This is a genomic window from Streptomyces sp. WM6372 (assembly GCF_001279655.1).
GTDB lineage: Bacteria > Actinomycetota > Actinomycetes > Streptomycetales > Streptomycetaceae > Streptomyces.
In genome coordinates this window covers 26,836-52,229 of the sequence record NZ_LGDB01000175.1, presented here as the reverse complement: position 1 = coordinate 52,229, position 25,394 = coordinate 26,836, and the positions used below count along the sequence as shown (strand labels likewise).

At 67.5% G+C, this 25,394-nt stretch carries 24 protein-coding genes and 5 pseudogenes; 13 read left to right on the top strand and 16 right to left on the bottom strand.

Features of this window, described 5'->3' with window-relative positions; translation table 11 throughout:
- Window positions 1-329: 329 nt before the first annotated feature.
- Together ADK52_RS45035 and ADK52_RS45030 are read left to right on the top strand one after the other, a co-directional pair.
- Window positions 330-556, top strand: a pseudogene (locus ADK52_RS45035) (BCCT family transporter); the annotation flags it as partial.
- Window positions 537-749, top strand: a complete 213-nt coding sequence (locus tag ADK52_RS45030; protein ID WP_420714864.1) for a hypothetical protein — start codon at window positions 537-539, stop codon at window positions 747-749. The pseudogene ADK52_RS45035 and the gene ADK52_RS45030, both read left to right, overlap by 20 nt.
- 44 nt (window positions 750-793) lie before the next feature.
- Here ADK52_RS45030 and ADK52_RS14255 read toward each other — a convergent pair whose 3' ends face one another.
- Entirely contained in the window at window positions 794-1,534 is a 741-nt protein-coding gene (locus ADK52_RS14255; protein WP_063783841.1) for a rhomboid-like protein, read from the bottom strand.
- A 119-nt stretch (window positions 1,535-1,653) separates the two neighbouring features.
- Here ADK52_RS14255 and ADK52_RS44465 point away from each other — a divergent pair, with 119 nt between their 5' ends.
- Window positions 1,654-1,875: a DUF6233 domain-containing protein gene (locus ADK52_RS44465; protein WP_267887257.1), complete on the top strand. Its 222-nt coding sequence runs from the start codon at window positions 1,654-1,656 to the stop codon at window positions 1,873-1,875.
- Window positions 1,876-1,926: 51 nt separating this feature from the next.
- Here ADK52_RS44465 and ADK52_RS42345 read toward each other — a convergent pair whose 3' ends face one another.
- Window positions 1,927-2,139, bottom strand: coding sequence for a hypothetical protein (locus ADK52_RS42345; protein WP_053690152.1), 213 nt, complete (start codon window positions 2,137-2,139; stop codon window positions 1,927-1,929).
- A 113-nt stretch (window positions 2,140-2,252) separates the two neighbouring features.
- Window positions 2,253-2,657, bottom strand: coding sequence for a transposase (locus tag ADK52_RS14245; protein WP_159045941.1), 405 nt, complete (start codon window positions 2,655-2,657; stop codon window positions 2,253-2,255).
- 226 nt (window positions 2,658-2,883) lie between these two features.
- On the opposite strand from ADK52_RS14245, the gene ADK52_RS14240 reads away from it, so the two are divergent.
- Entirely contained in the window at window positions 2,884-4,086 is a 1,203-nt protein-coding gene (locus tag ADK52_RS14240) for an ISAs1 family transposase (RefSeq protein WP_053690151.1), read from the top strand.
- 75 nt (window positions 4,087-4,161) lie between these two features.
- Here ADK52_RS14240 and ADK52_RS41465 read toward each other — a convergent pair whose 3' ends face one another.
- Window positions 4,162-6,135: a caspase, EACC1-associated type gene (locus ADK52_RS41465; RefSeq protein WP_159045940.1), complete on the bottom strand. Its 1,974-nt coding sequence runs from the start codon at window positions 6,133-6,135 to the stop codon at window positions 4,162-4,164.
- Window positions 6,107-6,508 (bottom strand): effector-associated constant component EACC1, encoded by a 402-nt coding sequence (locus tag ADK52_RS45025; RefSeq protein ID WP_420714861.1) that lies wholly within the window; start codon window positions 6,506-6,508, stop codon window positions 6,107-6,109. Before ADK52_RS45025 ends, ADK52_RS41465 begins: the two co-directional genes overlap by 29 nt.
- Before the next feature lie 286 nt (window positions 6,509-6,794).
- Here ADK52_RS45025 and ADK52_RS14225 point away from each other — a divergent pair, with 286 nt between their 5' ends.
- Window positions 6,795-7,151, top strand: coding sequence for a transposase (locus ADK52_RS14225; protein WP_063783840.1), 357 nt, complete (start codon window positions 6,795-6,797; stop codon window positions 7,149-7,151).
- Here ADK52_RS14225 and ADK52_RS39975 read toward each other — a convergent pair.
- A complete protein-coding gene (locus ADK52_RS39975; protein WP_107090059.1) occupies window positions 7,113-7,373 on the bottom strand; it encodes an NUDIX domain-containing protein in 261 nt (86 codons plus the stop codon). The genes ADK52_RS14225 and ADK52_RS39975 overlap by 39 nt on opposite strands.
- Window positions 7,374-7,474: 101 nt before the next feature.
- Here ADK52_RS39975 and ADK52_RS14220 point away from each other — a divergent pair, with 101 nt between their 5' ends.
- Both ADK52_RS14220 and ADK52_RS39970 read left to right on the top strand, forming a co-directional pair.
- Window positions 7,475-8,323 (top strand): arylamine N-acetyltransferase family protein, encoded by an 849-nt coding sequence (locus ADK52_RS14220; RefSeq protein ID WP_053690148.1) that lies wholly within the window; start codon window positions 7,475-7,477, stop codon window positions 8,321-8,323.
- Window positions 8,324-8,606: 283 nt separating this feature from the next.
- Window positions 8,607-9,415 (top strand): annotated as a pseudogene (locus ADK52_RS39970) (IS5 family transposase).
- On the opposite strand, the gene ADK52_RS14205 reads toward ADK52_RS39970, so the two are convergent.
- The gene (locus ADK52_RS14205) at window positions 9,407-9,814 is read right to left on the bottom strand and encodes a hypothetical protein (RefSeq protein WP_234343749.1); all 408 of its coding nucleotides are present in this window, start codon (window positions 9,812-9,814) and stop codon (window positions 9,407-9,409) included. The pseudogene ADK52_RS39970 and the gene ADK52_RS14205 sit on opposite strands and share 9 nt — an antisense overlap.
- 225 nt (window positions 9,815-10,039) lie before the next feature.
- Between ADK52_RS14205 and ADK52_RS14200 the strand changes: the two genes are divergently transcribed.
- Window positions 10,040-10,567 carry a hypothetical protein gene (locus ADK52_RS14200; protein ID WP_234343747.1) on the top strand — a complete coding sequence of 176 codons (528 nt, stop codon included), beginning with the start codon at window positions 10,040-10,042 and terminating at the stop codon, window positions 10,565-10,567.
- Here ADK52_RS14200 and ADK52_RS41460 read toward each other — a convergent pair.
- Window positions 10,515-11,347: pseudogene (locus ADK52_RS41460) on the bottom strand (IS5 family transposase). The gene ADK52_RS14200 and the pseudogene ADK52_RS41460 overlap by 53 nt on opposite strands.
- 82 nt (window positions 11,348-11,429) lie before the next feature.
- Here ADK52_RS41460 and ADK52_RS41455 point away from each other — a divergent pair.
- Window positions 11,430-12,245, top strand: a pseudogene (locus ADK52_RS41455) (IS5 family transposase).
- An 86-nt stretch (window positions 12,246-12,331) separates the two neighbouring features.
- On the opposite strand, the gene ADK52_RS14185 reads toward ADK52_RS41455, so the two are convergent.
- The 8 genes from ADK52_RS14185 to ADK52_RS14155 all read right to left on the bottom strand — a co-directional run bounded on the left by ADK52_RS14185 (window position 12,332) and on the right by ADK52_RS14155 (window position 20,443).
- Complete coding sequence (locus ADK52_RS14185; RefSeq protein WP_053690144.1) at window positions 12,332-12,721, bottom strand: hypothetical protein; 390 nt, start codon at window positions 12,719-12,721, stop codon at window positions 12,332-12,334.
- A 105-nt stretch (window positions 12,722-12,826) separates the two neighbouring features.
- Complete coding sequence (locus ADK52_RS39955; RefSeq protein ID WP_053690143.1) at window positions 12,827-13,345, bottom strand: nucleic acid/nucleotide deaminase domain-containing protein; 519 nt, start codon at window positions 13,343-13,345, stop codon at window positions 12,827-12,829.
- A 616-nt stretch (window positions 13,346-13,961) separates the two neighbouring features.
- Window positions 13,962-15,362: an isopeptide-forming domain-containing fimbrial protein gene (locus tag ADK52_RS14175; protein WP_199828498.1), complete on the bottom strand. Its 1,401-nt coding sequence runs from the start codon at window positions 15,360-15,362 to the stop codon at window positions 13,962-13,964.
- A 565-nt stretch (window positions 15,363-15,927) separates the two neighbouring features.
- Complete coding sequence (locus ADK52_RS14170; RefSeq protein WP_324615913.1) at window positions 15,928-16,398, bottom strand: helix-turn-helix domain-containing protein; 471 nt, start codon at window positions 16,396-16,398, stop codon at window positions 15,928-15,930.
- Between the two features lie 358 nt (window positions 16,399-16,756).
- On the bottom strand, window positions 16,757-17,182 hold the full coding sequence (locus tag ADK52_RS42965) for a hypothetical protein (protein ID WP_063783839.1): 426 nt from the start codon (window positions 17,180-17,182) through the stop codon (window positions 16,757-16,759).
- A gap of 132 nt (window positions 17,183-17,314) precedes the next feature.
- Window positions 17,315-17,479, bottom strand: a complete 165-nt coding sequence (locus tag ADK52_RS45020) for an IS3 family transposase (protein WP_159045939.1) — start codon at window positions 17,477-17,479, stop codon at window positions 17,315-17,317.
- A gap of 423 nt (window positions 17,480-17,902) precedes the next feature.
- Window positions 17,903-18,757 (bottom strand): hypothetical protein, encoded by an 855-nt coding sequence (locus tag ADK52_RS14160; RefSeq protein ID WP_053690141.1) that lies wholly within the window; start codon window positions 18,755-18,757, stop codon window positions 17,903-17,905.
- Between the two features lie 3 nt (window positions 18,758-18,760).
- Window positions 18,761-20,443, bottom strand: a complete 1,683-nt coding sequence (locus ADK52_RS14155; RefSeq protein WP_053690140.1) for a PHP domain-containing protein — start codon at window positions 20,441-20,443, stop codon at window positions 18,761-18,763.
- A gap of 851 nt (window positions 20,444-21,294) precedes the next feature.
- Here ADK52_RS14155 and ADK52_RS42335 point away from each other — a divergent pair.
- The 4 genes and pseudogenes from ADK52_RS42335 to ADK52_RS14130 all read left to right on the top strand — a co-directional run bounded on the left by ADK52_RS42335 (window position 21,295) and on the right by ADK52_RS14130 (window position 24,973).
- Window positions 21,295-21,561, top strand: coding sequence for a hypothetical protein (locus ADK52_RS42335; protein WP_159045938.1), 267 nt, complete (start codon window positions 21,295-21,297; stop codon window positions 21,559-21,561).
- A gap of 143 nt (window positions 21,562-21,704) precedes the next feature.
- A pseudogene (locus ADK52_RS45015) lies at window positions 21,705-22,602 on the top strand (SDR family NAD(P)-dependent oxidoreductase).
- A gap of 241 nt (window positions 22,603-22,843) precedes the next feature.
- Entirely contained in the window at window positions 22,844-23,761 is a 918-nt protein-coding gene (locus ADK52_RS14135; protein ID WP_053690136.1) for an alpha/beta fold hydrolase, read from the top strand.
- A gap of 228 nt (window positions 23,762-23,989) precedes the next feature.
- Window positions 23,990-24,973 carry an SDR family oxidoreductase gene (locus ADK52_RS14130; RefSeq protein ID WP_053690135.1) on the top strand — a complete coding sequence of 328 codons (984 nt, stop codon included), beginning with the start codon at window positions 23,990-23,992 and terminating at the stop codon, window positions 24,971-24,973.
- The last annotated feature ends 421 nt before the right edge of the window (window positions 24,974-25,394 follow it).

Here is a 25,394-nt window from a genome sequence, read left to right as displayed (position 1 = left end):
CGGGATCGCCCGGACACGTCTTGCTGTGCGCTCGGAGACACGGATTTGGGCATGAACGGTTCCCCATCCGTCCGTTGAGGAGCCCGGGCTGCTGACCCTGGGATACGGGTCGCGAGGCCTGGGCCCCGGGTAGACGGACCGGGGCCCGGTCCAGGCGGTCGTGATCCGGCGCGCCGAACGGGCGCCGGCCGTGCCGTACCCGCCGCAGCCGGAGCTTCACCCCGCCCGGCTCGGGGCTGCGCCCGGGCAATCGTCTCAACCGATTTCCGCACGAACTCCCTCGCCGCGTCCATCGAGGAGCTGCCGCACGGGCGACGGTGAAGTCCATCGACTGGCTGAGCGGTTGGGCGGTCTTCCACTGGGCCTGGTGGAACTCCTGTACGCCCTTCGTTGACATGTTCATCACCCGCATCAGCCGGGGCCAATGATCCGTCAGTTCGTCGGCGGCGTCATCCTGGTATCCAGCCCGGTGAGCCTGGTCTGGTTCGCCATCGTCGGCGGTACGGCCATGCGCCTGAAGGAGCAGGGGAGCCTCGATGCCGCGACCACGCCGGAGGTGCGGTGCGGGACCCCTGATCGTCCGGGTCCAACTCGCCGAGGAGGCGGTGGAGGAAGCCGTGATCGCGGGCCACGAGAAGTACGCGGGCGACTTCTGGATCCGCATCGGCCTGGGACAGGACGAGGCACCGGCGAAGGCGAAGGACGACCACGACGGCAAGGACCCGGGAGCCCCGCCCGCGACCTCGTGACACAGACACGGCCGTGCATGCCTCGTTCTTGTCGCCGCTGAGGCTCAGGCGGATGGAGGTATCTCTGTGCCGGCTGCCGGTGAGGATGCCGGAACGGAGTCTCGGTGCAGCCCGGGGCCGCTCGCAGCGGAGGACGGCGCGGTCGAGCGGACCCGTTGCCGTCTGACGGCCGGGACGCCCAACAGGCCGAAGCCGACTGCCGCGGCTGTGAGATGGCCGATTGTCGTGAAATCCGGCAGCGGACCGGTCCAGTCGGCACCGCCGAGAGGCCATGCGAGAACAAAGACGGCCCAAGGGAGGCGACCACGGCGTGGCAGGGCGAGTGTGCCGATCGCCAGCACGGTCTGGGCCCCGTAGCTGACCCCGTAGTCCAAGGCCTGCCGCACGGCAGTCGGATACCAGCCGTGCCGCAGCGCGATGGCGATGACCACAGCGGTGAACAGGGTGGCCACGACATGTCCGCCGAAGAACACGGCTACAGCGCGCGGCGTTCCCCACCGGCACTCCACCCAGGCCAGAAAACAGCAGACACCGAGGCCGAAGGTGATCAAGGTACCCGCGAAGTCGACCGAGGTGACGTCCGTGAGCGTTCCGTCGAAGAACAGCGCACTGCCGAGAAGCGCGGACAGCGGGTGATCTTGCAGGTTGTCCAGGTTGGTACTGAGGTAGCCCAACACGGTGGCTGCCCGATCGGCCGACAGCCCGTGGTTGGCCCATAGGTGGCCGACAAGGAGCAGGCAGACATACGCGAGGGTCAGCGGCGCACGGCGCGGGTACTGGCGCACGGCGTGGAGCGGTCTCCCCAGAGGACCCCACAGTGACTGAGAGTTCATACCGTGGCATTCTCCAGGTCCATCCGGAGGCGGGGATCAGCGGGTGGGGACAGCTGTCGGCGCACTCGTCAATGCGCTCAGGCAAGTACGGACGAACGTGCCCAGTTTGGGGGCTGCCTGCGTGGGCGGAGCCGCTTCCAGGGTTCGAGGCATCATGCCCAGGTAAGCAAACGTGCTGGGACGCCCGCAAGCGCTGTACGGGCATGAGCATGGACGAGGCGCGGCGGGCTCTGGCCGAGGGCGTACAAGTCTGCCCGCGCTGTCGGCCCGACGTCGCACTCGGCATGGAATGACTCCCGCAGGACACAGCCACCGGCATACCCCCACAACCTGTCCCCCGCGGGCTACTGGGCAATGCGCTGCCGGTCGGTGCGGAGGGCGAATGCACAGTCCGCGCGGCGGCGGTGGTAGACGGCTTCGGGGCGGATACCGGCGGCAAGCGCTTCTTGGCGCAGCGCGACGCCGGGGCGCAGGTTGCCGAAGAACGTGTCACCGCCACCGTCTACGCCCACGTCCGACTCCGCCTCCAACGCGACGCCATTGACCTCCTCGGCCACGCCCTCCGTAACCCCGCCGAGACCACCAGCCCGCCCGACGGCGACGACCCACCGCTGTCCGCAGTCCCCGTCCGCTGACGTTGCCGCTGCGGTTGAAAGGGTGGGGTGACTGGCTACGGAGGCTCCAGTCCGAGTCCGGTCTCGGCTATGAAGCCGTCGAGGATCTCGGGTCGGCGTTGGATGCCGCGTAGGCGGTTCTTCACGAGCGGGGTGAGGTCGTCAATTGTGCGGGGCGCGAGGTTGGCCAGGGACGTCTTCAGGTGGGCCCATACGCCATCGACAGGGTTGAGATCGGGCGCGTAGGGCGGGAGCTTGACGATGGTCAGCCAGTCGCTGTTGCGGTCGCAGAACTCCCGCAATGCCTTGGCGTGATGGGTGCTGGCGTTGTCCCACACCACCTCGGCAAAGATCTCTGCAGCGACAGTTTTGGGTGCCGTTTCGCCGGTGAGCGGGTCGGTAGCCAGTACTTCGTCACCGACGCGGACGTCTCCGATGTCCTTGGCCCTGCCGTCGGCCATCAGGACAGGGGTTTCCTCGGTGAAGCGAAGGGAAGTGGGCCGTACTCGGCGGTGGCGCGCAGGGCGCCGGGCAGGGGCATTGCATGAACGCGAGTCGTCCGGTTCGTGGCGCTCTCATGCATGACACGACGTCATGACCGTTTTGCGGGCGGGGTTTTGGAAAAAGAGCAGGCAGGGCGCCGGTGATCATGTGGTTGTCGAAAACCCATGAGAACCGAGCGAGACCGTGCCTGCCCAAACATCATCGCCCATACCCGCGGCGCTGGAGCAACTGCCCCTCCAGGCTGCCTCCATCGCCGCGGATGACGCTGCTGACCTGTGCTACTTCCTGGGCCGGGTGCCCGATCCGCGCGGCCGGAGGGGACGACGGTATCCCGCCCTCGCGCTGCTGTGCGCGGCCGTCGCGGCGGTACTGACCGGCGCCCGCTCGCTCATCGCGGTCAGCGAGTGGATCGCCGATGCCCCGCAGCACGTCCTGGGTGTCCTCGGCTTCGCTGCCGACCCGCTCACCGGAATCAGGCCCGTGCCGCACGCAGCCACCGTCCGCCGCCTGCTGCAGCACATCGACGGCGACGCGCTGGACGCGGCGATTGGCGCGTATCTGCAGGCCCGAAGGCCACCCTCGATGCGGCCGGAGCCGAAACGGCCGGCCCTGCGGGCGGTCGCGGTCGACGGCAAGACCGTACGCGGCTCGCGCACCCAGACGGCCGCGGCCGTCCAACTGCTGGCCGCGATGGACCACCAAGGCGTGGTCCTCGCCCAGCGACAGATCTCCTCCAAGAGCAATGAAATCCCTTCCTTCCAGCCCCTGCTGGACACCACCGACCTGGAGAACACCGTCCTGACCGCCGACGCCCTGCACACCCAGCACGGCCACGGCGCTTACCTGCGCGAGCGCGGCGCCCACTACCTGGCAATGGTCAAGAAGAATCACCACGGCCTGAACGCGCAGGTCAGAAAGCTTCCCTGGCAGGACATCCCGTTGGATCACCGCACCCGAGACCGGGCCCACCACCGCGACGAGATCCGCCGGCTCAAGGTCGCCGCGTTCCACCACATCGACTATCCCGGAGCCCGGCAGGCCATCCAGACCGTGCGCTGGCGCCGCGACATGAGCACCGGAAAGCTGACCATCCAGCGCGTCTACCTCATCACCAGCCTTGGCGTCTTCGACGCCACCCCGGCCGAGCTCGCCGCCTGGATCAGAGGCCACTGGGGCATCGAGAACCTCCTGCACCACGTCCGTGACCGGACCTTCCGCGAGGACGACTCCAAGGTCCGCACCGGCCACTTGCCCCGCGCCATGGCCAGCCTGCGCAACCTCGTCATCAGCCTCTTCCGCCAGAACGGCGAGACCAACATCGCCGCCGCCCTCCGACACACCAGCCGCGACTACTCCCGGCCCCTACACACCCTCGGCCTCACATGACGAACCCGAACAGACCTCGATCACGCAATGACCCTGGCTCCGGCCGACCATGGCGAAGGAATCGGTTATCCCTAGTCAGGATATATGCCACAGCCAGCATCCCTCGTCATAGGGAACACCGAAAGACGCATTCTTGGTGCTCTGTTTGGAAGTGGCACCCGCAAGGGTCTTGCCGTCAGGACTGAATGCAAGGGAATGGGTCGTGTTAGCGGTAAGAGTGCCGATGGTTCGGCGAGTGGCCATATCCCATAGCCGCACATCGTCGTATGGCCCTCCCGTGGCAAGAGTCTTGCCATCGGGGGACACTGCCACCGTGTATGTGTGACCCGTGGCAAATGTGGCAGTAATACGTTTCGTTGTTATGTCCCAAAGCCGGGTTCCATCCGCGCCGCTGGTGATGAGCTGATCGGGCGAGATGAACGTCACCGCGTGTGTCGTCCTACCGATGGGGAGGGCGGTGAAAGTCTGGGACGCCACATCCCAGAGCCAGCACCCGTTGGAATTGGCGCATGCGATCGCCTTGCCGCCGGGGCTGAATGCTACAGCCCGCACATTGTATTGTGCCGATGTTGCGATGACGCTTCCGGTGGTCACATCGAGCAGTCGGAAACTGTCCTTCATGTCCTCGGTATTGCCAGTGCCATCGACCGACCACCAAACGGCGCCTCCGCATGCGAGCGTTTTACCGTCAGGGCTGAATGCCACCGGCAGCATGTCGAGCTGCGAGGGGGCACTCAGAGTGGCAAGGGCGACACCAGTGACCGGATCTCGCAAGAATAGGAAGGAACTCGATCCGGACTTCCCGCCGGTCGCTAGCAGTTTGCCATCTGGGCTGAATGCAACGGATATGGAAGTTTCGTTGAAAGTGGCGATGATGGCTCCGGTGCCCGCGTCTCTGAGCTGCGAGTCCGAGCCGATGAGGACAAGGGTCTTGCCGTCGGGGCTGAATGCCACCTCCGCAGTGGGCGAGGCGGTGAGTTTTTTCACCTTGCTGGGTTGGGTGGTCTTCTCTGGCCATAGTGTCACCGCGGCCCCGATCCCGGGGCCGACGACCGCCAGCGTCCCGAGGACAAGGGTGCGCCGACGGGCACCTCTACCAGATTCTGGTGTGGCCAGGCGGCGGGTCGGCACTACATTGTCAGGCGCATCTGGATCGGTTGGAGGTATTGCCTGCCGGGTGGTCGGCGTTTCGGTCGGCAGATCCGTCGGGGCTGACGGCGGACCATGGGAGGGCATTGCGGCGGCCGCACGATTGCGGAAGTTGATCTGCCGGGCGACGGTGTTCTGGGCGAATTGCTGAGGCTCAGGACTTCCCTGATCGCGCAGCCTGGCACGAATCCGGTGCCAGATCAGTTCCATGCTCAGTAGCGGCCCGGCGCCGGGGATGCCCTCGTCGAGGGTTTTGATCAGTTCGCCCGTGAACTCTGGGTAAGCGGAACCTGGACGGACGAACGAGCGCTGGGTGGGTGGCGCGGAAGTCAGCACCAGATTGCCGTAATCATCCGCACCGCCATCTGGGCCGGTTCTCGGGATGTGTGGCTCGTTGAGGGCTCGCGCGAGGTCGGAGCGGCTCGGCGCGGTGCTGGCATTCATTCCGCCGGCCAGACCGCTGTAGCAGCAGTCCAGGACGAGCATCCGGTAGCGCGCCCTGTAGCCTGCCTGACGCATGACATCACGCAAGGTCAAATAGGACAGGGTTCCGATCTGAGGATGGTCGGCGTCCGCGTCCCGCAGGGCCAGATAGAGCCGTTCATCGCGATCACGGAGTCCGTGCCCGGCGAAGTAGACCATCACTGTTCCGGTCGCTGCACTGGCGGCGTCGCGAACCGCGCCCAGGACATCTTCCGTGGCGGCTCCCGCGCCGAGCACGGTTACCTGGTTGCCGGGAAGGCCCCACACCGTGGGGTCCCTGAGCAGTGTGGCCAGTCGCTGCGCCGCAGCGGCCGCGGCGGATAGCGGCGCCAGATCGGGGTGGGTGTAGGCATCGACGCCGACCAGGACGGCCCGGCTCGCCTTGGGGTCAGGGACCTTCATCGGGTTCGCCGGCATGCGGTGTCCCGCTTCCGGCGGGGGCGACTGGAGGGGCGGGTCGAGCCCCAGGTTCAGGTGCGGCCAGAGCGCGGGCGATCCGGGCCGCATCCTCCGGCGAGCCGTCCTCGATGACGATGCGGAAGTCGCCATGCTCGATGACCAGCCGCGCGGGAGTCCGCAGGCGCGGGGGGAGTGAGGCACGGAAGGTCTGGTGTGCGTAGACCAGTGACGCCGCTGAAAATCCGGAGGACAGGGCCAGTGACAGCCACCCGATCAGTTCTCCAGACATCCCGCCGTCATCACTGACCGTACGGATTCGACGGATTTCTATATACGGGCCTGTGCTTCGTTCTTGGGCTAGCCAATCCGCGAACAACGCAGTCAGGTCCACCTCTGCTCCGGACTCTCTGTCCCTACCGCTGCTCTCGATACGGATTCGCACATCCACCCCCAACTCGACCAGCACACCGTGCGCTCACCCTACGCCGCCGCAGTTCACGCCAACCAACCCTCTGCGAACTGGTAGCTCGCGTTCCAGATGATTCCCATGGCGCATCCGATCACGCCGCGCCATCGACGGTTCGCAAGTTCGACCACTGGATGGGAGGAGCACCAGGCGTACGGAGCTCCTCCCATCGCTCCTCGACTACCCCGGCGCCCGGCAGGCTTTCGAGGTCGTGCGCCAGCGACGCGACCTGACGACCGGAAAGCTCACCATCGACCGGGTCTACCTGATTACCAGCCTGGACGTCTTCGACGCCACCCCGACCGAGCTCGCCGCCTGGATCAGAGGCCACTGGGGCATCGAGAACCTCCTGCACCACGTCCGTGACCGGACCTTCCGCGAGGACGACTCCAAAGTCCGCACCGGCCACTTGCCCCGCGCCAAGGCCAGCCTGAGCAACCTCGTCATCAGCCTCTTCCGCCAGAACGGCGAGACCAACATCGCCGCCGCTCTCCGACACACCAGCCGCGACCACTACGAGCCCTCGGCCTCACCTGACGAAACCGGACACTTCCCCATCATGCAATGACCCTGGGGCGCCGGGTGGAATGCCAGCCTCCTCGTGGACATCGCGCAGCGCCGCTTCCAGAAGCGTCCGGTCGCCGGCCTCGACGTGTCCGTCCGGTGCCAGCGGCTTGCCGGTGGCGTTGTGACGGATAGGCAAGACGCCGCAGTGGCGGTCGACCACGACCGCGCTGCACGTCACGTGTCCGGGCAGGGTGGAGCGGGGCGTTCTCCCGCCGGAGCCCATGGACCGCTCGTGCGTCGGTGCTGGTCCTACGACGAACGGAGTAGGGGATATCCGGCGCGCAGCCGAGGCTGGGTTCCATAGCGGTGGCTAGCGTCTCTGCCATGCAGCAAGTCGATGTGCAACGTTACTTGCAGCGCCTGGGGATTGCAGATCCAGGGCCGCCCTCGGCTGCCGGCCTGCGTGCGCTCCATGCAGCGCACGTGGAACGCGTACCTTTCGAGACGTTGGAGATCCATCTGGGACGGGCGACTACCGTAGATCCGCACGAGTCCATCGCCCGGATCCTGCGCGGGCGTGGCGGGTACTGCTTCCATCTCAACGGCGCCTTTGCCACTCTGTTGCAAGCGCTCGGATACACCGTCTCCTGGCATCGTGGTGGCGTCCACAGCACGTCGCGGACCCCGCCGCCGGGAGCAACCGGCGACCACCTCACACTCACTGTGGCTTGCGAAGGTCAGTCGTGGTTCGTCGACGTCGGGCTCGGTGATGCACTGCATGAACCTCTTCCCCTGCGCGCAGCGACGTACCGGCAAGGCCCCTTCACCTACGGGCTGACGCGCTCGGGCGTCGAACCGGGCGGCTGGCGGTTCGACCACGACCCACGCGGCACTTTCGTCGGCATGGACTTCTCGTTGGCCCCCGCGGGACCGGGCGACTTCATCAGATTGCATCGGGAACTGTCGACATCGCCAGACTCGGGGTTCGTCCGCATCGTTTCCGCCATGCGCAGGGATACCCGCGGCGTGGATGCGCTCGAGGGGTGCATCCTGAGCCGGACAGACAGCACCGGCCGCAACCAGCGGGAACTGGAGAGGGCCAGCGACTGGTTCGGTGCTCTCGCCGACGTGTTTGGCCTAGCCCTCGACGACGCCACGGCAGATGAGCGCACTGTCCTGTGGGCCAACGTGTATTCCAAGCACCAGGCGTGGAAAGCCCGTCGCAACTGCTGATGGTCTGAGTGGGCGGTCCGTGATTCTTTGAGTGTTTCTGTCGCCGCCCGATGGTGTGGGTGCGGGCGGAATCCGATGGCCCGCGGCCGGTGGTCGTGGGGTGGCGGGGTGAGTGAACGGAAGCCATCCCAAGGCGACTTATCGCTGAGCAGTGGTCGTTGATCGAGCCGGTGATCACGGCGTGGACTGGCACCGATCGGTCAGCGGCCACTAACTGATCGTTTCAGAATGAGGTGAGCTGTGGGTCTTGCATCCGGTGATCTTGGTCGGCAGGGTGTTCCGAGTGCGTGCTGATCTTGTTCCGGATGACCTGTGGGAGCGGGTGGCTCCGCTGCTGCCGTCCGCTCCCGAACGGCGCCGTCGCTAGCCGGGTCGACTTCGGATTCCGGACCGGGCGGCCCTTGCGGGCGTCATGTACGTGCTGCGGACCGGTGTCGCCTGGCGCGATGTTCCGGCCGAGACCGTGGGCTGCTCCGGGGTGACGGCCTGGCGCCGGCTGCGGGACTGGACCGAGGCCGGCGTCTGGCCGCGTCTGCATGCCGCCCTGCCGGCCGAACTGCGCCGCGCTGACCTTCTAGGCCTGGACGACTGCGCCGTGGACGCGTCGCATGTCCGGGCCCTGAAAGGGGGGATCCCGTCGGTCCCTCGCCCGTCGACCGTACCCGTCCCGGCTCCCATCACCATCTGATCGTCGACCGCCACGGCACACCGCTTGCTGTCACGCTCACCGGTGGGAACCGACATGACGTCACCCAGTTGCTGCCGCTGCTGGACGCCGTCCCAGCGATTCGGGGCCTGCGAGGACGTCCCCGCCGCAAGCCCCGGCGTCTGTCTGCCGATCGGGGCAACGACTTCGACAAGTACCGTCGTCTGCTGTGGAAGCGCGGCATCAAGCCGATGATCGCCCGACGCGGGGTCGCACACGGCTCCGGACCGGGAAAGGTGCGCTGGGTCGGCGCGCGTGCCTTCGCCTGGCTGCACCAGTTCAAGCGGCTCCGCATCCGCTACGAACGACGCGCGGATCTGCACCAGGGCCTGCTCGAACTGGCCTGCAGCCTCATGTGCCTTCACCGTCTCCGAACTTCATTCTGAAAGATCAGTGAGCGGCGACATGCCGGAGGCGGTGGCAGGGTGGCAGAGTCGGTTCCTGTCCTTGGGGGCTGATCTCAGGGGAGGTCGAAGGTGATGGTCACCGAACCTCCCGTCCGACGCCTCCGTGAGCGTGAGAGTTCCATCCTCCACCTCGAGGACTCTCACCAAGATCCCGCCGCTCTCCTCGCCGGGAAACACAATGGAGAAGTGGGGGTCCATCTCCATGAGGAAGTCCCAGCCCTCGCGCTGGATCGTGTCGAGGGCATTGGCATGCCGACCGGTTGCCCGCCACGTGCCGACCGCGTCGACACTGACGGTGATGTCGATGTCGTACTTCTCAAGGCACGTCGCGTGATTGGCCCACCATTCGAGGCGGGCCTGACCCACGAATCGATCCATGAGCACACTATGCACGGTGCCCAGGCCGGACGGGCGAGTCTGTGCGGCTGCCAGCCGCGTGGGTCAGGCTGGGAGACAGAGCCGCATGGGGCAGGCCGAGCGGGTCCCTCGCCTCAACCGGCTGCACCGCATATGCCTTCGCTGTCTCCGGATCTCATTTTGAAACCATCAGTAAGACATCGTTTCTTTTGGTGGTTCTCGGGCCGAGCTGTGCAGGATACTGCTGTGGTGCTGTTGACGTGGATTGCTGAGGTGGCGGCCGAGCCCCTGGTCCTGGAGCCGGCTGACCGGCGGGTGGAGTGGGAGACCAACACCTGGTCGCTGAGTACGGCGGACGAGGACAGAAGTTCGTTGTCCGTCGCCGCGGTGGTGGCTGCCTTCGAGCGGACTGCTGCTGCCATCCGGGAACGCATTCGGGATCTGGGCTTTCCCGGCGTGGCGACGTTCTACGTGTGGCACGACGAACAGGCCGGGCAGCTTCGGTGCTCGACCGGTTCTGTGCCCTCAGATGCGTTGCCGTTCGCCGGTACCTATGTGGCTTCCGACGACCTCGGTCCGATTGTCGAGGGCTTTCTGGCCGACAGCGAGCCAGGCTCCATCGCCTGGTCGGATCTGGACGACGTGCAGAGCGTCTCGGTGAAGACCGGGACCGAGCCGGAGATCATGCCGTTCGGTGTCTGGGTCGCCAGTGTCGGGGGCCTCACGCTGACTGTTCCTGCCCGTCCACACGGACGAGTCTGCGGTGGCAGATGAGGGCTGCGGCTATGCCGGCGAAGGCGGGAAAGTGTTCAGCCTTGCGCTCGCAGCGGCGGTGGAGCCGACGGCAGCCGGCGAGCCAGGACACGGTCCTCTCAACAACCCATCGGTGGCGGCCGAGCCGCTGTGAGGACTCGATCCCTTTACGGGCGATGCGGTGGCGGATGCCGCTCTTGCGGAGCCATCGACGCAGGTGATCGTGGTCGTAGCCCTTGTCGGCGTGTAGTTTCGCCGGTCGTCGCCGTCGCGGGCCTCGGCGTGAGCGGACCGATGGGATGCCCCGCACGAGCGGTTAAAGGCCTTGGCTGTCATGCATGTTCGCTGCGGAGATGCCCAGCGACAGCGGCAGTCCGTTCCGGTCGGCGAGCAGATGGATCTTCGATCCCAACGTGCTGCGGTCGGTCGGATTCGGTCCTGTCAGAGACCCCCTTTTGCAGCCCGCATGCCGACGGAATCGATCGCACAGCGCGACCAGTCGATTTCCCCGAGGGCGCCGAGTTCGTCAAGGATGACGCGGTGGAGCCGGGCCCAGACACGGGCCCGGCTCCACTGGGCGAAACGCCGGTAGACCGTCTGCCAGCTCGGGCCGAACACCGGCGGCAGCTGCCGCCAGGTGCAGCCCGACGTCGCCACGAAGACGATCGCGGCCAAGGCTTCGCGGTCACCCGCTCGACGGCGGCCGCCGCCCTGCGGGCGTATGACCTCGGTCGGCGGTACCACCCGCCGGAACAGCACCCACAACTCGTCCGGCACCAGCCGCTCAACCAGATCCGTCATGCACGGTGCAACGAACGATCACGCCAAAAGAAACGACGCCTGAGACCGTGTCCTATGTGGTGAGGCGGACATTGAGCCGTTCATGGGGCGGGGTACGTGGAGCTGGATTGTTCCGAACGGGTTGTGGGAGATCGCGGAGCCCCTGATCCCGCCATCGAGGGTGCGGCCGCAGGGCGGCGGACGCAGGACAAGCCTGATGAGACGCTTTTCGCCGCGATCATCTACGTGCTGGTCAGCGGCTGCGCCTGGCGATCGCTGCCGCCCTGCTTCGGGATATCGAAGTCGACAGCCCATCGCCGGTTCCTGATCTGGTCGAGAGCCGGCGTATGGGGCCGACTGCACGAGGAGATCCTGCACCGGCTCGACGATGCCGGTCTGCTCGACCTCTCCCGGGCAGTACTCGACTCCGCACACGTCCGGGCCAAAAAAGGGGGCGAACTCACAGGTCCGAGCCCCGTGGACCGGGGCAAGCAGGGCTCCAAGATGCACGTCCTGTCGGACGCGAACGGGCTGCCCCTCCTCATCGGCATCTCGGCCGCCAACACCCACGACAGCCAAGCGCTGAAGCCGATGGTGCTCGGTCACCAAACGAGACACGAGCCCCACCGCGGACGTCACTTCAAACCCCAACGCCGCACGCCGACAAGGCCTACGACATACCTGAACTGCGGAAATGGCTACGCGGCAAGCGAATCGGTGTCGCATCGCCCGCAAGGGTATCGAGTCATCAGAGCGGCTCGGCCGCCGCCGGTGGGTGATCGAGCGGACCATCTCATGGGTGACCGGCTACCGCCGGCTCAACCACCGCTATGAGCGTCATCCCCGCAACTACCTGGCCTTTCTCGGCCTCGCCGCCGCCCTGTGCTGCTACAAGCGACTCGTCCGCCAGACCACATAGGACACGGTCTGAAGCGGACCGGCCGCCGTCAGGCGAACGGCTCCGACATCACCCAATCAAGTTGAGTAGCCAGCCTCCCTCAAAAATCAGCCTTCAACACGGATCAAGTAGGGACTCATATCATCATCGGCATCGCCAGCCTGAAAGCCCGCGGATCCGAGAATTGCGATCAACGTCGCGTACATATGCTCGGTCACAAAGCCGAAATGCCGGAATGCCGGCGACTGGATCTCGCCCTTCTGCGTACTCTCCACTGCAGCGCGACTGAGGGACGGATTGATCAGCCACTGGACGAAGACTCCACCCCTGGAGTCATCTGCCGAGTCCACCCAGACCAGAGCGCCCTGCGTGGCAGACGCCTGGTTTACGTCCTGATGCACGGTGAACCCGGCCATCGCCAACGCTTCGGCCACCTTGCCGGCCAGGTCGTCTCGTTTGGCGATCTCAACCTCGCTCGCCTTCTTGATTTCGAACATCGCTATCCGCTGTCATTTCGCCATAAGGTGAGGAGAAGGGGTGGGTGACGTGATGGGTCACCCACCCCATTGCATCTTACGGGGCTAGCCGACCGAGATCAGGACCTAGGGGCGCCCCTGGGCTTGGATCAGACCTGCCAGAACATCTTCGAAAGCCCTGTTCATCACTCCGTTCGATCCCCACTGAACGGACCACGTGATCTCTGTACCGTCCTTGAGGAGGTTCTCCAGATTCGATCCGCACACCGGGCGCGGCTGCCGTTCGGTGTAGAGCGCGTTGATCTGCTTCGGTGAGACATCCTTTGCGGCCAGCTGAGCAAGGATGTCGTCCTCCGCATGGAACCCGCCCCCCTTACTGCGCGGCTGGTCGCCGATCGCGTCCCAGTCCACGGGGTACTCTGCGGCACCTCGCCATCCGCACGCGCAACTCGCCCTCAGCGCCTCGGCACGCGGGCGGGTGGCCCGGCCGTCGTAGGCCGTCCAGTGCATGGTCGACGCCACGTCCGCACCACTCCCGACATCGAAATACACCGGACCCGGCTCACTGCCGCCGACGAGCACACCCACCGCGCCCGCGTGCGCGTCCCCGAACTCCACCGTCCACCAGTCCCGATCCACCAGCACACCGCCCCCTCCCACGTCCCCGCCGACACCGGCCGGATCCCGACCGCGACCTTGCCCCGCCCGCGCACGCGCCCACACCCGGGCGGCCCCGACAATCAGTGCAGTTGGGTACCGGGCCGCGCGACACAGCGCTGCTGGAGGGTGAGCCCCGGTTGACGTCTCCGGCGGAGCGGGCGCGGCTGCGTGAGGCGGCAGGTGTCACGCAGGCCCGGCTCGCGGCCGCGTTGAAGACGCCTCAGACGGTGAACGACCGGGGAGAACGGCCGCTCCGAGCCGAAGAACCCCGACCAGCCGGGGGGCTGGCCGGGGCGGGGCCCCGGCCAGCGGGGGGCGCCGGCCGGGGACATACGGGGGCGGAGCCTCAAGGGGCCCTCGCTTCACCGCGGATCCCCCCGACTCCAGCCGACCGATCCTCGCAGGCGAACGCCCACCAGGCCCGCCGGACACGCGTCCTGGGCAATACCACGCGTCCCGTCGCGGGAACCGGCCGCCAAAACTCATGCGGTCGCGGACAGTAGCGGTAGGGCCCCGGAGCCCTACTCCCGGCCGTGTACTCCCGCAGGGCTGAGCCGGGAGTAGTTGACGGCAAGTGGTCCTCGTGGCGATTGGCTGGGGGCTATTCCTGGCTGGCGCAGGGGTCGCAGCAGGAGGGGGCCGGTTCGACGCAGACGCTGACGGTGTCGGTGTTGTTGGTGGTGTCGGGGTCCTTTTCGTTGCCGGTGACGGTGGCGGTGTTGCCGATCAGGCCGGCTTTGGTGGCCTTGGCCCGCAGCACGAGGGTGGCGGTGGCGCCGTCGGCCAGGTCTCCCACGGTCCACTGCCCGGTTGCCGGGACGTAGCTTCCGGGGCCTTCGGCGGAGAGGAAGGTGAGGCCGTCGGGGAGCTGGTCGGTGGCGGTGACGCCGGTGGCGTCGTTGGGGCCGGTGTTGTGGACGGTGATGCGGTAGGTCACCGTCTGGCCGACGGTGACGGTGGTGGCGTCGGCTGCCTTCGCCACGGTCAGGTCGGCGGCCGGCTTGACTTGTGTGACCTGCTCGTTGGAGGTGGACGTCAGGGGCTCCGGCGTGTCACCGAGCCGGTTCTCGTAGGAGGCGGTTGCGGTGTTGCTGATCTGCTTGCCAGCGCTGGCCCTGTCGATGACGGCCCGGTACTCCACCGTGGTACCTGCCGGCAGGGTCTCGGTGCTGGGCAGGCTGCCCCCTTCCACTGCGGAAGCACCGTTGCCGAGATGGAAGACGACCTTGTCCGCCTGGGCGTCGTAGTACGCCTGGTCGTCTCCTTGCGCGTCGCTCTTCGCTCCGGCGTTCGGGCCGTCGACGATGTGCAGGGAGCCGGGCAGGTACGTCGTGCCCTGCGGGATCACGTCGCTCACGATGAGGTTCTCGGCCCCGCCGCCGCCTTCGTTCTTCGCGGTAATGCGGTACGTGACGACGTCGCCCACCTCCACCGGCCCCGCGGGAATGGCGGTCTTGGCGAGCACCACGTAGGGGGCGGTGCCGAAGAAGATGCCGTCCAGGAAGTTGCCGACGCTCCGGTTGCCTCCGGCAGCCGAGATGGAACGGAAGGCGAAGCGCGTCAGCGTCTGGCCTGCCGGGACGGTGTAGGTGCCGGTGTAGTAGCCCCAGGCGGTGTTGCCGTCGGTGAAGCGCCTCTGCTCCACCGCGGAGCCCGGCGCGCCGATGTCCAGTGCCATGGTGTCGTCCCCCTGGCGGCCGCGGTGGTACAGCCGCCAGTACAGCTTCGTACCGGGGGTGGTCGGCAGGTCCTGGTAGAGCGTGGAGACCTCATTGGCGTTGAGCTCGGCGAACTGGGCACCGTCGGCCGCCGGTACACCGTTGAAGCCCGAATGCCACAGCTCGATCTTGCGGTCGGAGGCAGTGGTGAGCCAGCCCGGAACCCGCTTGGCCGCCTGCGTCTGTGAGGCGTCCGGCAGGATTTCCACATCGGTCACGGCAGGCTGTTCGAAGCTGCCGTTGGCCAGGGCGACGCGGAGCGGAGCAGCGGGAGGTGTGGTCATGGTTCTTTCCCCTCGGGACGCTTCTGGAATGCGCCGCCGGGCCGGCCGCACAGTGCGTGCCGTGGCGGAGCCGAACACCCCGTAGCGCATCGCATCCAACCGAACACGTAAAGTGACGAACGGAGGGGTTCGGCCAATCCCGCGAAGCACGTTTGCGGAATCCGCGCGCGGGACCACTCCCCCACACCGTCATGAATGAGGCCAAGGCCACCGCAGCCACCACGCAGGCCCCCCACCCCTCTCCCGCCCGCCCCGTCATGGCCGAAAGTCCCTGCTGCACCTTTGCGGCCATCCCCGACAAGAGTGAATCCACCACCCGTGAAGTTGACGCACCTGGTGCACCGGCACGGCCAAGCAGGAACGGCGCAGTAACCGGGGTTAAGTGGTAGTCGGCGTGAGAATGACCTGGCCAGTCGTCACTCGTGTCAGCAGCAGGTGCGCGCTGACCGTCAATGTCCTCGACGCCCCCGGCTACAGGGCGTCCATCAACGAGTGACCAACAGCAAGCCGCCTGAGCCCGCCTCCCCGCCGAGCTGGCCGAGGCACCCCATGCTCCTGGACGAGATCAGAGCCTGACCGCAGAACCCGCAAGGGCGTTCAGGCGGGCGGTCTCCTGCTGATGGTGCTGGTGCCGGGTGCGGAGTTCGTCCTCGACAGTGGCGAGGGCCTGGCTCGTCGTCTCGTGCCGGGCCAGGAGGTCGTCGTGGTCGGCCCGCCGGCGGTGCTGCTCGCCAAGGACGTCCTCCAGACGGGCCTGGATCCGGTCATGGAGGACGAGGGCCTCCTCGTAGGCGTCGGACATCGCCAGGCGCTCGGCGAACGCCGGGTGCGCCTCGCCCAGGGCCGCGGTGTGCAGGCACAGCGACAGGGCCCGGACCTCCTCGCTCGCCCCGCAGAGCTGGACGATCGCCTCGACCGTGGAACGGTGGGGCAGCCGGTCTCCCGAAAGGGTCTTCGACAGGGCCGAGGCGCTCATCGCCCCACCCGGGGCGACGTGCTTGCTGGCCAGGTCCGCGGCCTCGATCAGTGAGCGCAGGTGCTCGACGAGCGCCAGCTTGTGCGAGCAGTTGCTGAAGACCTCCGGCTTCAGCCGATTGAACGGCCGACGGGCCGGCCTGGCATCCGCGCCTGCGGGTCCTTCACTGCCGGTTCCCTCCTTCGGCAGTACCCGTCATGCCTGTTCTCCCAGTTGACAGTGGCGGAAAGAAGAGGCAGTCCAAGCGGTATCGCCGTGTGCTTGCCCGCGGCCGCCGCGGCTTCAGCCACCCCGGCGATGCTGATACGGCCTGCCTCTGGGTCCAGGCCCTCACTTCGCGCTGAGGCCCATCGGCGGCCACGGCAGACGAGTTCCCGGCGCAGTCAGCTTGTCGTTTAACCACTGGCCTGGCGTGCAGTCATGGTGATGGTGGGCGTTCTTGTGCTTGCTGATCGGTCGCTTCGGCTTGTGTGAGTGCCTGGCGCAGAAGCCCGGCATACTCGCGCATCGTCCGGACTATGGACGAGTCGGTGGTTCGCTGGGCGGCGGCTTCGGCCGACTCGGTCCAGGTCCGGAGCACTTCGAGGGGGCGCTGGTGTCCGCAATCCAATTCGGCGCCGGACTGGTCGTAGACGACGGCCTCGTAGCCGATGTTCACGCAGACGCTGACGCCTTGGTCGTGGAAGGAAACGTCGAAGGGCGCTTCGTCAGAGTCCACCCCCTCAGGGGTTTCGGTGGCGATCGTGAACCGCTCCTTGGGGTTCATCCAGTAGTCCTCGCCCCATGGCTCGACCCAGATGCAGAGCGTCTTCGGGGTGTCGTTGTTCAAGCTGATCTTTGGCATTGCCGCAGGGTAGGGCCACTCGGGCAACTGTCATAGGTCTGATCGAGTTCGGCGGGGCTCGGTCCCTCTCTTGTGGTGTGCGGGTCGGGTGTAAACATCCCACCTTCAGGGCCTCGCGGCCGGCAGCCAGTTTCAGCGCGTCGGCGACGAGCTCGGCGCGGTAATGGTCCGCCATCGCGTACCCGACCACACCTTCTTCCGGTTTGTCCTCCGGCCCTTTCGGCGCAGCGCCGCCGTGATCCGCGGGGCTCCGTAGGCGCCCCGCGAGGAGGCGTGGACCTTCCGTATCTCCGTCACCGACTCATCTTCCGCACAGGCGCGTTCGGCTGCGGCTTCGCGCCCGGCGAGCCGCGCGTGTAGACGGACCGGGGCACGTTGAGTGCCCGGCACAGCCGGGCGACCGGATGGCGTCCAGCAGCCTTCTCCGCGTCGATGAACAGGCACTTCGTGCCTATTTCATCTCCTTCGCGAAGAAGGCAACTCGCTTAGCCGGGTGAGGATACCGCCGGCCGGCTTCGTCACGAGGGCGGACCCACCCGCTCCCCCATGACCCAGGAGGCCGTGGAAACAGCCGTGCACACGGCCGCGAACCTGGTCCACTGGATTTCAAGCGGCAGCATCCGAATCCTTGTCCGGCAGGTCGTTGAACCAGCCGGACTCACGAGTGCGCAAGAGGCCCGGCCATGGCCGGGCCTCTTGTGTTCGGGCCCGGAAACGGCGTCAGTGGGCGCTGTATGTGTAGACGGCGGTGGAGGCGGCGCACTCGCCGGGCGGGATCATCTCGACCCGCAGCGTGCCGGTACGGGCGTCGTAGTCCACGCCTTCGGTCTCGAAGTCGGTTCCCGCGCAGGTGGAGCGCTGCGGGAGGGGGAGGATGACGGAGACGTGGCCGGTGACGGGCTTGCCGTCGAGCGCGCGGTCGAGGTCCACCTGGAACAGCGGGCGCTCCACCGGCCACAGCGACAGGGTGCTGTCGTCGGAGGCGCACACCAGGCGCCTCGCCGAGACGAAGTCGCAGCCCTGGATGTCCCGGACCGGGTGGTCCAGGGAGATCCGGCCTGCCTCGGGAAGCTCGCCGCCACCCGCGGGGGCCTGGGCGTTGAAGAGCGGTGCGGGGAAGACCAGGAGCCGGTCCTGCTGGTCCCATTCGCCCGAGACCAGCCACTGTGCGTCGGGGGAGACGGCGGCGAAGGAATTGTTCATCCGCTCGTCGCCTTGGAGCTGATGTGTGTAGACGAGGCGCTTTCCGCCCCGGGTGGTGACGGCGAACATCTTGGCAGTCGCGCCGCCATTGCCCTGGTAGGCGTCGAAGATGTGCTGGCGGGCGATCTCCGGGTCGCCGACGTGGGTCCATCCCTCGTCTCTGAGGTCCTGGGGGATGGAGCCGTTGCCGCGGAACAGCAGGCTGCCGTTGCTCCAGGACGCCAGGCCCTGGCCGCCGGCCCGCGAGTTGACGTACGAGACGCCGGTCTCGGTCCACCTGTCGGAGGAGGGGGAGCCGGAGGCGACGGCGGTCGCCGTTCCGCTGGCGGCGGCCAGGGCCAGTGCCCCCAGGAGTACGAGGAACTTCTTCATGGCTTAACAGCCCTTCGTCTCAATGAAGATGGGGTTGGTGTAGAACCACGTGTCGAGCCAGGGGTTGCCGTCGCCCGGCACGTGCGGAATCGGTCCGTTGGGGTCGATCGAGGCGCCCAGGTAGCCCGCCCCGGTGCGCTTGCCGTCACTGCCGCGCAGCCGCAGGTAGAAGGACTCGTCCCCGGCCTCGACAGGGATGGTGAGGGTGTACGTCCCGGTGCGCTCCGACACGTCGGAGGTGTGCACCACCCGGGTGTCCGGCGCCCGCCACTCGTCGCGGTCGGCGACGGGTCCGCGCACCACACCGCGGATCACGTCGACGTGCGCGAGCTGCGGGATTTCGCCGTACGGGTTTCGGCGGGTCGACGTCGTCACCGTGACGGTCAGGGTGAGCCGCTCGCCCCGCCGGACGTGCAGCCGACCGCCGAGCGTGGTGCCGCGGCCGGTGCCCTTCTCGCCGTGCAGCCGTACGTCGATGCCGTCGAGGAGGTGGCCGTGATCGACCCACACTCGGCCGGCCCGCATCCCGGCCATGACGTTCCGGTAGCCGTACTTGGTGACGCCGACGTGGGTACGGCTGAACTGGCCGGGCCAGAAGTCACTGCCCGGCTGCGGTTCGGTCGTGTTCACCGGATCCGGGACATGGCCGGTGTTGTCGAAGTTCTGGCCGGGCAGCCAGTCGCCGTTCTTCCAGGTGTCGTACGCGACCCGGTGGACATCGGAGTTGGACGTGATGGTGAACAGCCTGCCCTCGGCCAGCATCGCGTCCCACAGACCGCCGACCGTCGCGGTCGCCCAGTCGAAGCCGCCGTAGGTGACGTACGCCTCGCGCGGATAGCCCGGCCAGGAGTTCCCCGACGGGGAGTTCGTGTACTCGCCGCGGATGTTGTTCGGGCCCCCCAGGCCCGGGAACGCGCCGGCCTGGGCGCCCGGGGCGCCCTCCATGCCGATCATGATCTCGGGGGCCGCGTCACGCCAGTTGCGCATCTCGTGCGGTGAGTCGATGCCCAGCCGGAGCGGGTGGTTGGCGAGGACGAGGACATCGTCGACGTAGCCGCTGCGGCGCTGCTGGTCGAGCCACTTGAGAGCCTTGACGGCGTGGGCCTCGTTGCGCGGGGTATCGGGATGGTCCGGCGCGCCTGCGGTGTAGCCGAGGAGTTTGCCGTCGTACGCCTCCTCGAAGCGCGTCAGCAGTTCGACCTCGTGGCGGCCGGGAGGCGAGAAGACGGTGCAGTGCTCGGCGCCGGGGATGTACCACTCCAGGCCCTGGAAGATCAGCATGCGTTTGTTGTCGGCGCGGGCCTGGAGTATCTGCTTGTGCTCCAGCTGGGCGCCGTAGAGGGCGTGCCCGAAGTTGCTGTGTTCCGTGAAGACCATCCAGTCCAGGCCGTATGTTGCGCCTGCGGCAGCCAGTTGGGAGAACGTGTACTTCGCGTCGTGGCTGTAGACGGTGTGGTTGTGGTGGTCGCCGACCAGGTAGACGAGGTCGGGATCGTTGCCGCCGACCCGGGGAGGCGTCAGGGCGTATGCCTCAGTGGCCGGCAGCAGTGAGGCGGCCGCGAAGGTGGCGCCGAACAGACCGGCGCGACGCAGGAGTCCGCGGCGACTGAGGGACTGGGTGTCAAGTGACGTCGTGGGGGTCTGCGGATCGGCCCATCTGGGCAGGGGGTGGCGCTTTGCGGGCATGGCGGGTGTGTCTCTCCTCTTCGGGGGAAAAACGGGTGCTGGAGCGAAAGGAGGGTCCAGTCCGTGCGGTGGGCGCCCCGGCGCGACCGGACGCGCCGGCAGGAGCGGGAGGGTGCTGAAGTCACCGTGGGCGACGGGGGTGTGGATCACCGGCAGTCGAGCGATATCGGTTCGTTGTGGTGCGTGGCAGCGCCGTCACACAAGTGCCGTCAAAGAGCGCCGCGGCCGTAGCCGGAGCGGCTCGCATACGAGCGGGTCAGCGCCTCACGAGAGCGCTCCGCTTCAGCACTCAGTGGGCCGCTTCCGATCGGTGCGTGCCGTCGGCTAAGACTCGGCCGGGACATTTCATGTGATTCATACCTTGCGGTCTGGTTGTCCGGTCGGGGTGGAGCAGCCTGCGCGCGATGGGGACGCCGACTTACGGGATGCCGCCGAAGTCCCGCCACATGTCCGGCGGTGGCCTCCGACAGCCGCTCCCTTCACGTACGCGCAACGCCCGTCCGCCCCACGGCGCGGCTGTCGGCCGGCGTCTGCAGCCTCCCGCAGCCCTGTACCTTCCGGGTGAATCCGCCCTTGCTGTCAGGGGCAAACCAGATGGCCGTCCAGCGCCCGCCGGAACCCCGTTTGAACTCACCGGTGTACCGCTCCGGGTGCTTACTTCCCACCTGGCACTGCTTCCCCTGGAACCGCATGTCCCTCTCTCCAGGTACCCACGAACAAGGGGAAGCTCCAGCATCACGCGGTCCTGAACTGATGTCACTACGCGTCAGTGCCCAATACCACCAACTGCCATCGATGACACGGCAGCTTGACCAGTCTGTCCACGGATGCTCCGGGCCCGCTGCGGTGAGGTGCTCGGCAACCTGCTGGGCCGTGTCCGGGCACAGCGGTACCGTCCGGCAAACGGCGCGGAGGCGGCCGTGGTGGTCGTGGCGGCCAAGGACGAGAAGCTGGGGCCGGGCGAGGAGTTCGGTGCCGTCTTGCTGGAGGACGTCGAAGGCGGAAGCGCGCGGGTTCGCGGATTTTCGGATTCGCGGATTTTCGGATTTTCGGACTCGAATGCGTACGAACCGGTGCGTCGACTGGTTCATTGTGCTGGTCTATGCCGCGGTTCGTAGTGGGGCGCCTGAAGACGTCGGGAGCCCGTCGAGCGGTCCTGCGCAGACAGTGCGTGCCCTGAGCCGGTGTGACGTCGTTGTCGCCGAAGGCACATCTCGGCCGAGGCCGGGGGCAGAACCTCCGGGACCTGGCTCGCGGCGGGATGTCTACTGACATACCAATGGAGCGGCACGTGAATGAGCAGACGAGCAGTGCCGGTTGGCCGGCCAGCGTGTTGGTGACGGGTGCGACCAGTGGGATCGGGCTGGCCACTGCTCTGCTCCTTGCCCGTCAGGGCCGACGGGTGATCGGGACTGCCCGCTCGCAAGACAAGGCCGACGCTCTGGTTCGGGCCGCCCGCGACCAGGGGCTGGTGTTGGACGCGGTGGTCATGGACCTCATTGACCCGGTCTCCTGCCGGGAGGCTGCCGGGAGAGTGGCTGAGCTCACCGATGGTGGCCCCGATGCGTTGGTGGCCAACGCCGGGATCCCGCTGACGGGTGCGATCACCGATGTGTCGGAGGACCGGATCCGTGCCTGCGATGCGTGAGCGGGGCAGGGGGCGGATCGTGACCGTCTCCTCCGCCGCGGCTCGGATTCCGGCACCGATGAACGGCTGGTACTCCGCGAGCAAGCACGCGCTCAGCGCGGCGACGCACAGCTTGCGCATGGAGGTCCGCCGCTACGGCGTGCAGGTGGTCCTCGTAGAGCCCGGCACGGTCGCGACCCCGTTCTGGGACCGGGCCCAGGAGGATCTGTCCGGCTTGACCGCTGGCGACGCCGACGCCGGCGTCCATGACCGGGCCGCGAGCCTCTTCTCCCGCATCCAGCGGTCGGCCGGCGGACCGCAGCCGGTGGCCCGCACCATCGCCAGGGCTCTCCGTGTCCAACGGCCGCGTCGCAGGTACACCGTCGGCGTCGACGCGTACTTGGGCACCGCCCTGCAATGTGCGGCGCCTCTTTGGCTCAGCGATCACGTCAAGAGCCGCCTGTTCGCCCTCCACGCCCCGGCCGGCACCGCACCGGCACCCGCCCGGATCAGGCAGAGGAGCGGCAGCTGAGTGCTTCACGGGCGCAACACAGAACCTGACGACCCCGCTGCGGCCCGTCTGCTGCGAAGGGGCTTGAACCGACGAACGCACTCGACTCAAAGCCACGTTCAGGCCGGGCGCTGCTCTGCGCCATCCGCGTGACGCCACGTGGCCAAGATCGTTGCACCTGATGGCGCGTACGCCGCCGCCGTGGCCGCTACGGGCGGCGCGGGGCCGGGGTCCTCACGGGTCACAAGAACAGGAGAGCGTCTTGGCCTTCGAAGAGTTCGTGGTGTCCAGCTATGGCGGATACAAGTCCGAGGGTCGCACGCTGTGGCACGGCGACCCTGCGGCGGAAACGGTCGTGCTGATCGGCGGGGCTCTTCAGCGCAAGACGGCATGGGGCCGCTTCGAGGCGGCTCTGGCCCAAACGTTTCACATGTTCACGGTGGATCTGCCCGGGTGGGGTGACGCGGACACGCTGCCCGCCTCCTACGGGCTGGACTTCCTCGCAGGCGCCCTGCATGACCTGCTGGAGGCGGCCGGGCACCGGCGGGTGCATGTGCTCGGCGCTTCGTACGGTTCGGGCATCGCCCACCGCTATGCCCAGACCTGTCCCCAGGCGGTACGCAGCCTGGTGCTTGCGGGACCACTCCTGTGGGTCCCCGACGCGGTCCGGGAGGATCTGCGCCGCACCGTGGATCTGTTGGCAGGTAAGCGAATGGAGGCGTTCGCCGAATTGAGCGCCGACATCATTTTGCGCTCCACGCCGGGCGAGCGGGTGACCCGCCAGTCGGCGGTGCGCCGCATCCTGCGTTCCATGTTCCGTGACATCGGTGAGGTGGACCGGGACAAGTACCGGAACAACACTCTGAGGTTGCTGCACCAGGCGCCGTCGCCGCAGCCGCCGATCACCGTGCCCGTCATGGTGGCCACCGGTGAGCACGACCTCTTCACTCCGCCCGACCTGTGCCGTGAAGTTGCTTCACCTTGCCTGGACGCCCGCGTCGTGCTGGTGCACGGAGCCGACCACGCGATGCATCTGGAGCTCCCAGATCTGGCCGGCGACCTGCTGACGCGCTTCGCGACCGGGCAGTCCCTCGATGGCCTCGCCTACTGCCACCCCGTGGAATATTCGACCGCGCCATCGCTCAGTGCCGCGATGCGCGCGGCGGACGGCCAGCGATGACCCGATTCACCGAAACCCGTTCCCGCCCCAGGTAAGCCAGCGCCCGCCTCCCCCGGCTCTCCCACCGCTCCGTACCCAGCGCCGGTCCGTACGGGATCCTTCCCGCCGACGGCGTGTGAACTGACCGTGGCCACTCCCCCGACCCCGGCCCCGGCCCCGACATCCCAATTGCCGGGTATCCCGCACAGAGGGCTGCCCCGTGCCCGTTCCTCCAGTTCCGAGGCCCCCATGACCGCAGCCCGTCCCACCGTCCTCCTCACCGGCTCGACCGGCGTGATCGGGGCGAACCTTCTCCCGGCACTCGCCGTCCGCCACGACGTCACCGCGTTCGTCCACCGCCGCCTCCCCGAAGGCGCCACCACGTGCGTGCAGGCCGACCTGACCGCCGACGGCCTGGGCCTGAGCAGCAGCCAGCGCCGCGAACTGGCCGCCGGCATCGACGTCATCGTGCACTGTGGCGGTCTCACCGACTTCGCCCCCCGCGACCGCACCGCGTTCGACAACGTCAATGCCGAGGGCACCCGCAGGATCCTGGAGTTCGCTGAGGACGCCCGCGTGCCCGTAGTCCTGCTCTCCTCCGCCTCAGCCGCCTTCGACATCCCCGGGGACGACCTCGCCGCCTGCTCCATGCGCGCGTACGGCCAGTCCAAGCGCCGAGGCGAGGAACTGGCCTCCCAGTGCAGCCAGCCTGTCGCGGTCGTGCGCACCGCGCTCCTGTTCGCCGCCCGAAACGCGCTCACCGCCCCGCGACACCAGTTCCCGCACGCCTTGTTCACCGCCATGCTGCAGGCGCGACCCGGTTCGCTGCCCGTCCACCCCGACCACTGGACCGACATCCTCCCGATGGAAACCCTCGTCGACTACGTCACCGCACTGACCGAAGCCCAGATCTGCGGCAACGCAACGGCTCCCGGCCTCCACTGGGTCACCGCCGGCCCCGCCCGCCTGACCGCAGCCGACCTGGAACAAGCATGCATCGACTTCCTCAGCGAGGCAGGCCGCCCGGCCACCGGACCCCTGCTGGCCGATCCCTCCACCCCGCAACCTCGCGCACGCGGCATGGCCCGTGTAGCCCAAATCGGCTTCCTGCCACCCGGCCAGCCGGACATGCCCTCCCACCTGACCCGGCTGCTCCCCACTCAGGTGACCCGCTCCGAGGTACTCGAAGCCCTCGCGCACAACGTCCGACGCTGCGCGCCGTGGACGTCATGACCCCTACTCCTCGGCGGCCCCGTCATGCTCGGCAGGTCCGATAAATTCACGCCACCCCGGCCGCGTGTCCCCAGAGCCGAGAGTGATGTCAGATGTGGGGGTGGTTCCGGCAGGGTCCAGGTCGAGGACATGGTCTACGTGCGTCTTCCACCGTGAGCAGGCTGCGGAAGGAATGGCCCTGTCAGCGGATGCGTGGCAGAGCCTTGTCCGGGTGAGCGGCCTGCACGTACTTCACCGCGACGCCTGGGCGGAGATCGAAGAGACGTACGAAGTGGACCGGGTCGGCTGTAGAACGCGAAGTACGCGTCGACCTTGTCGATCAGGGAGCGGGTTTCAGATCCCCCATGAACTAGCAGATTACGAGCGCCATTCGCAGAATCCGCGAGTGGTTGCGGGAATCTCACGCCCACCTGGGACGCAT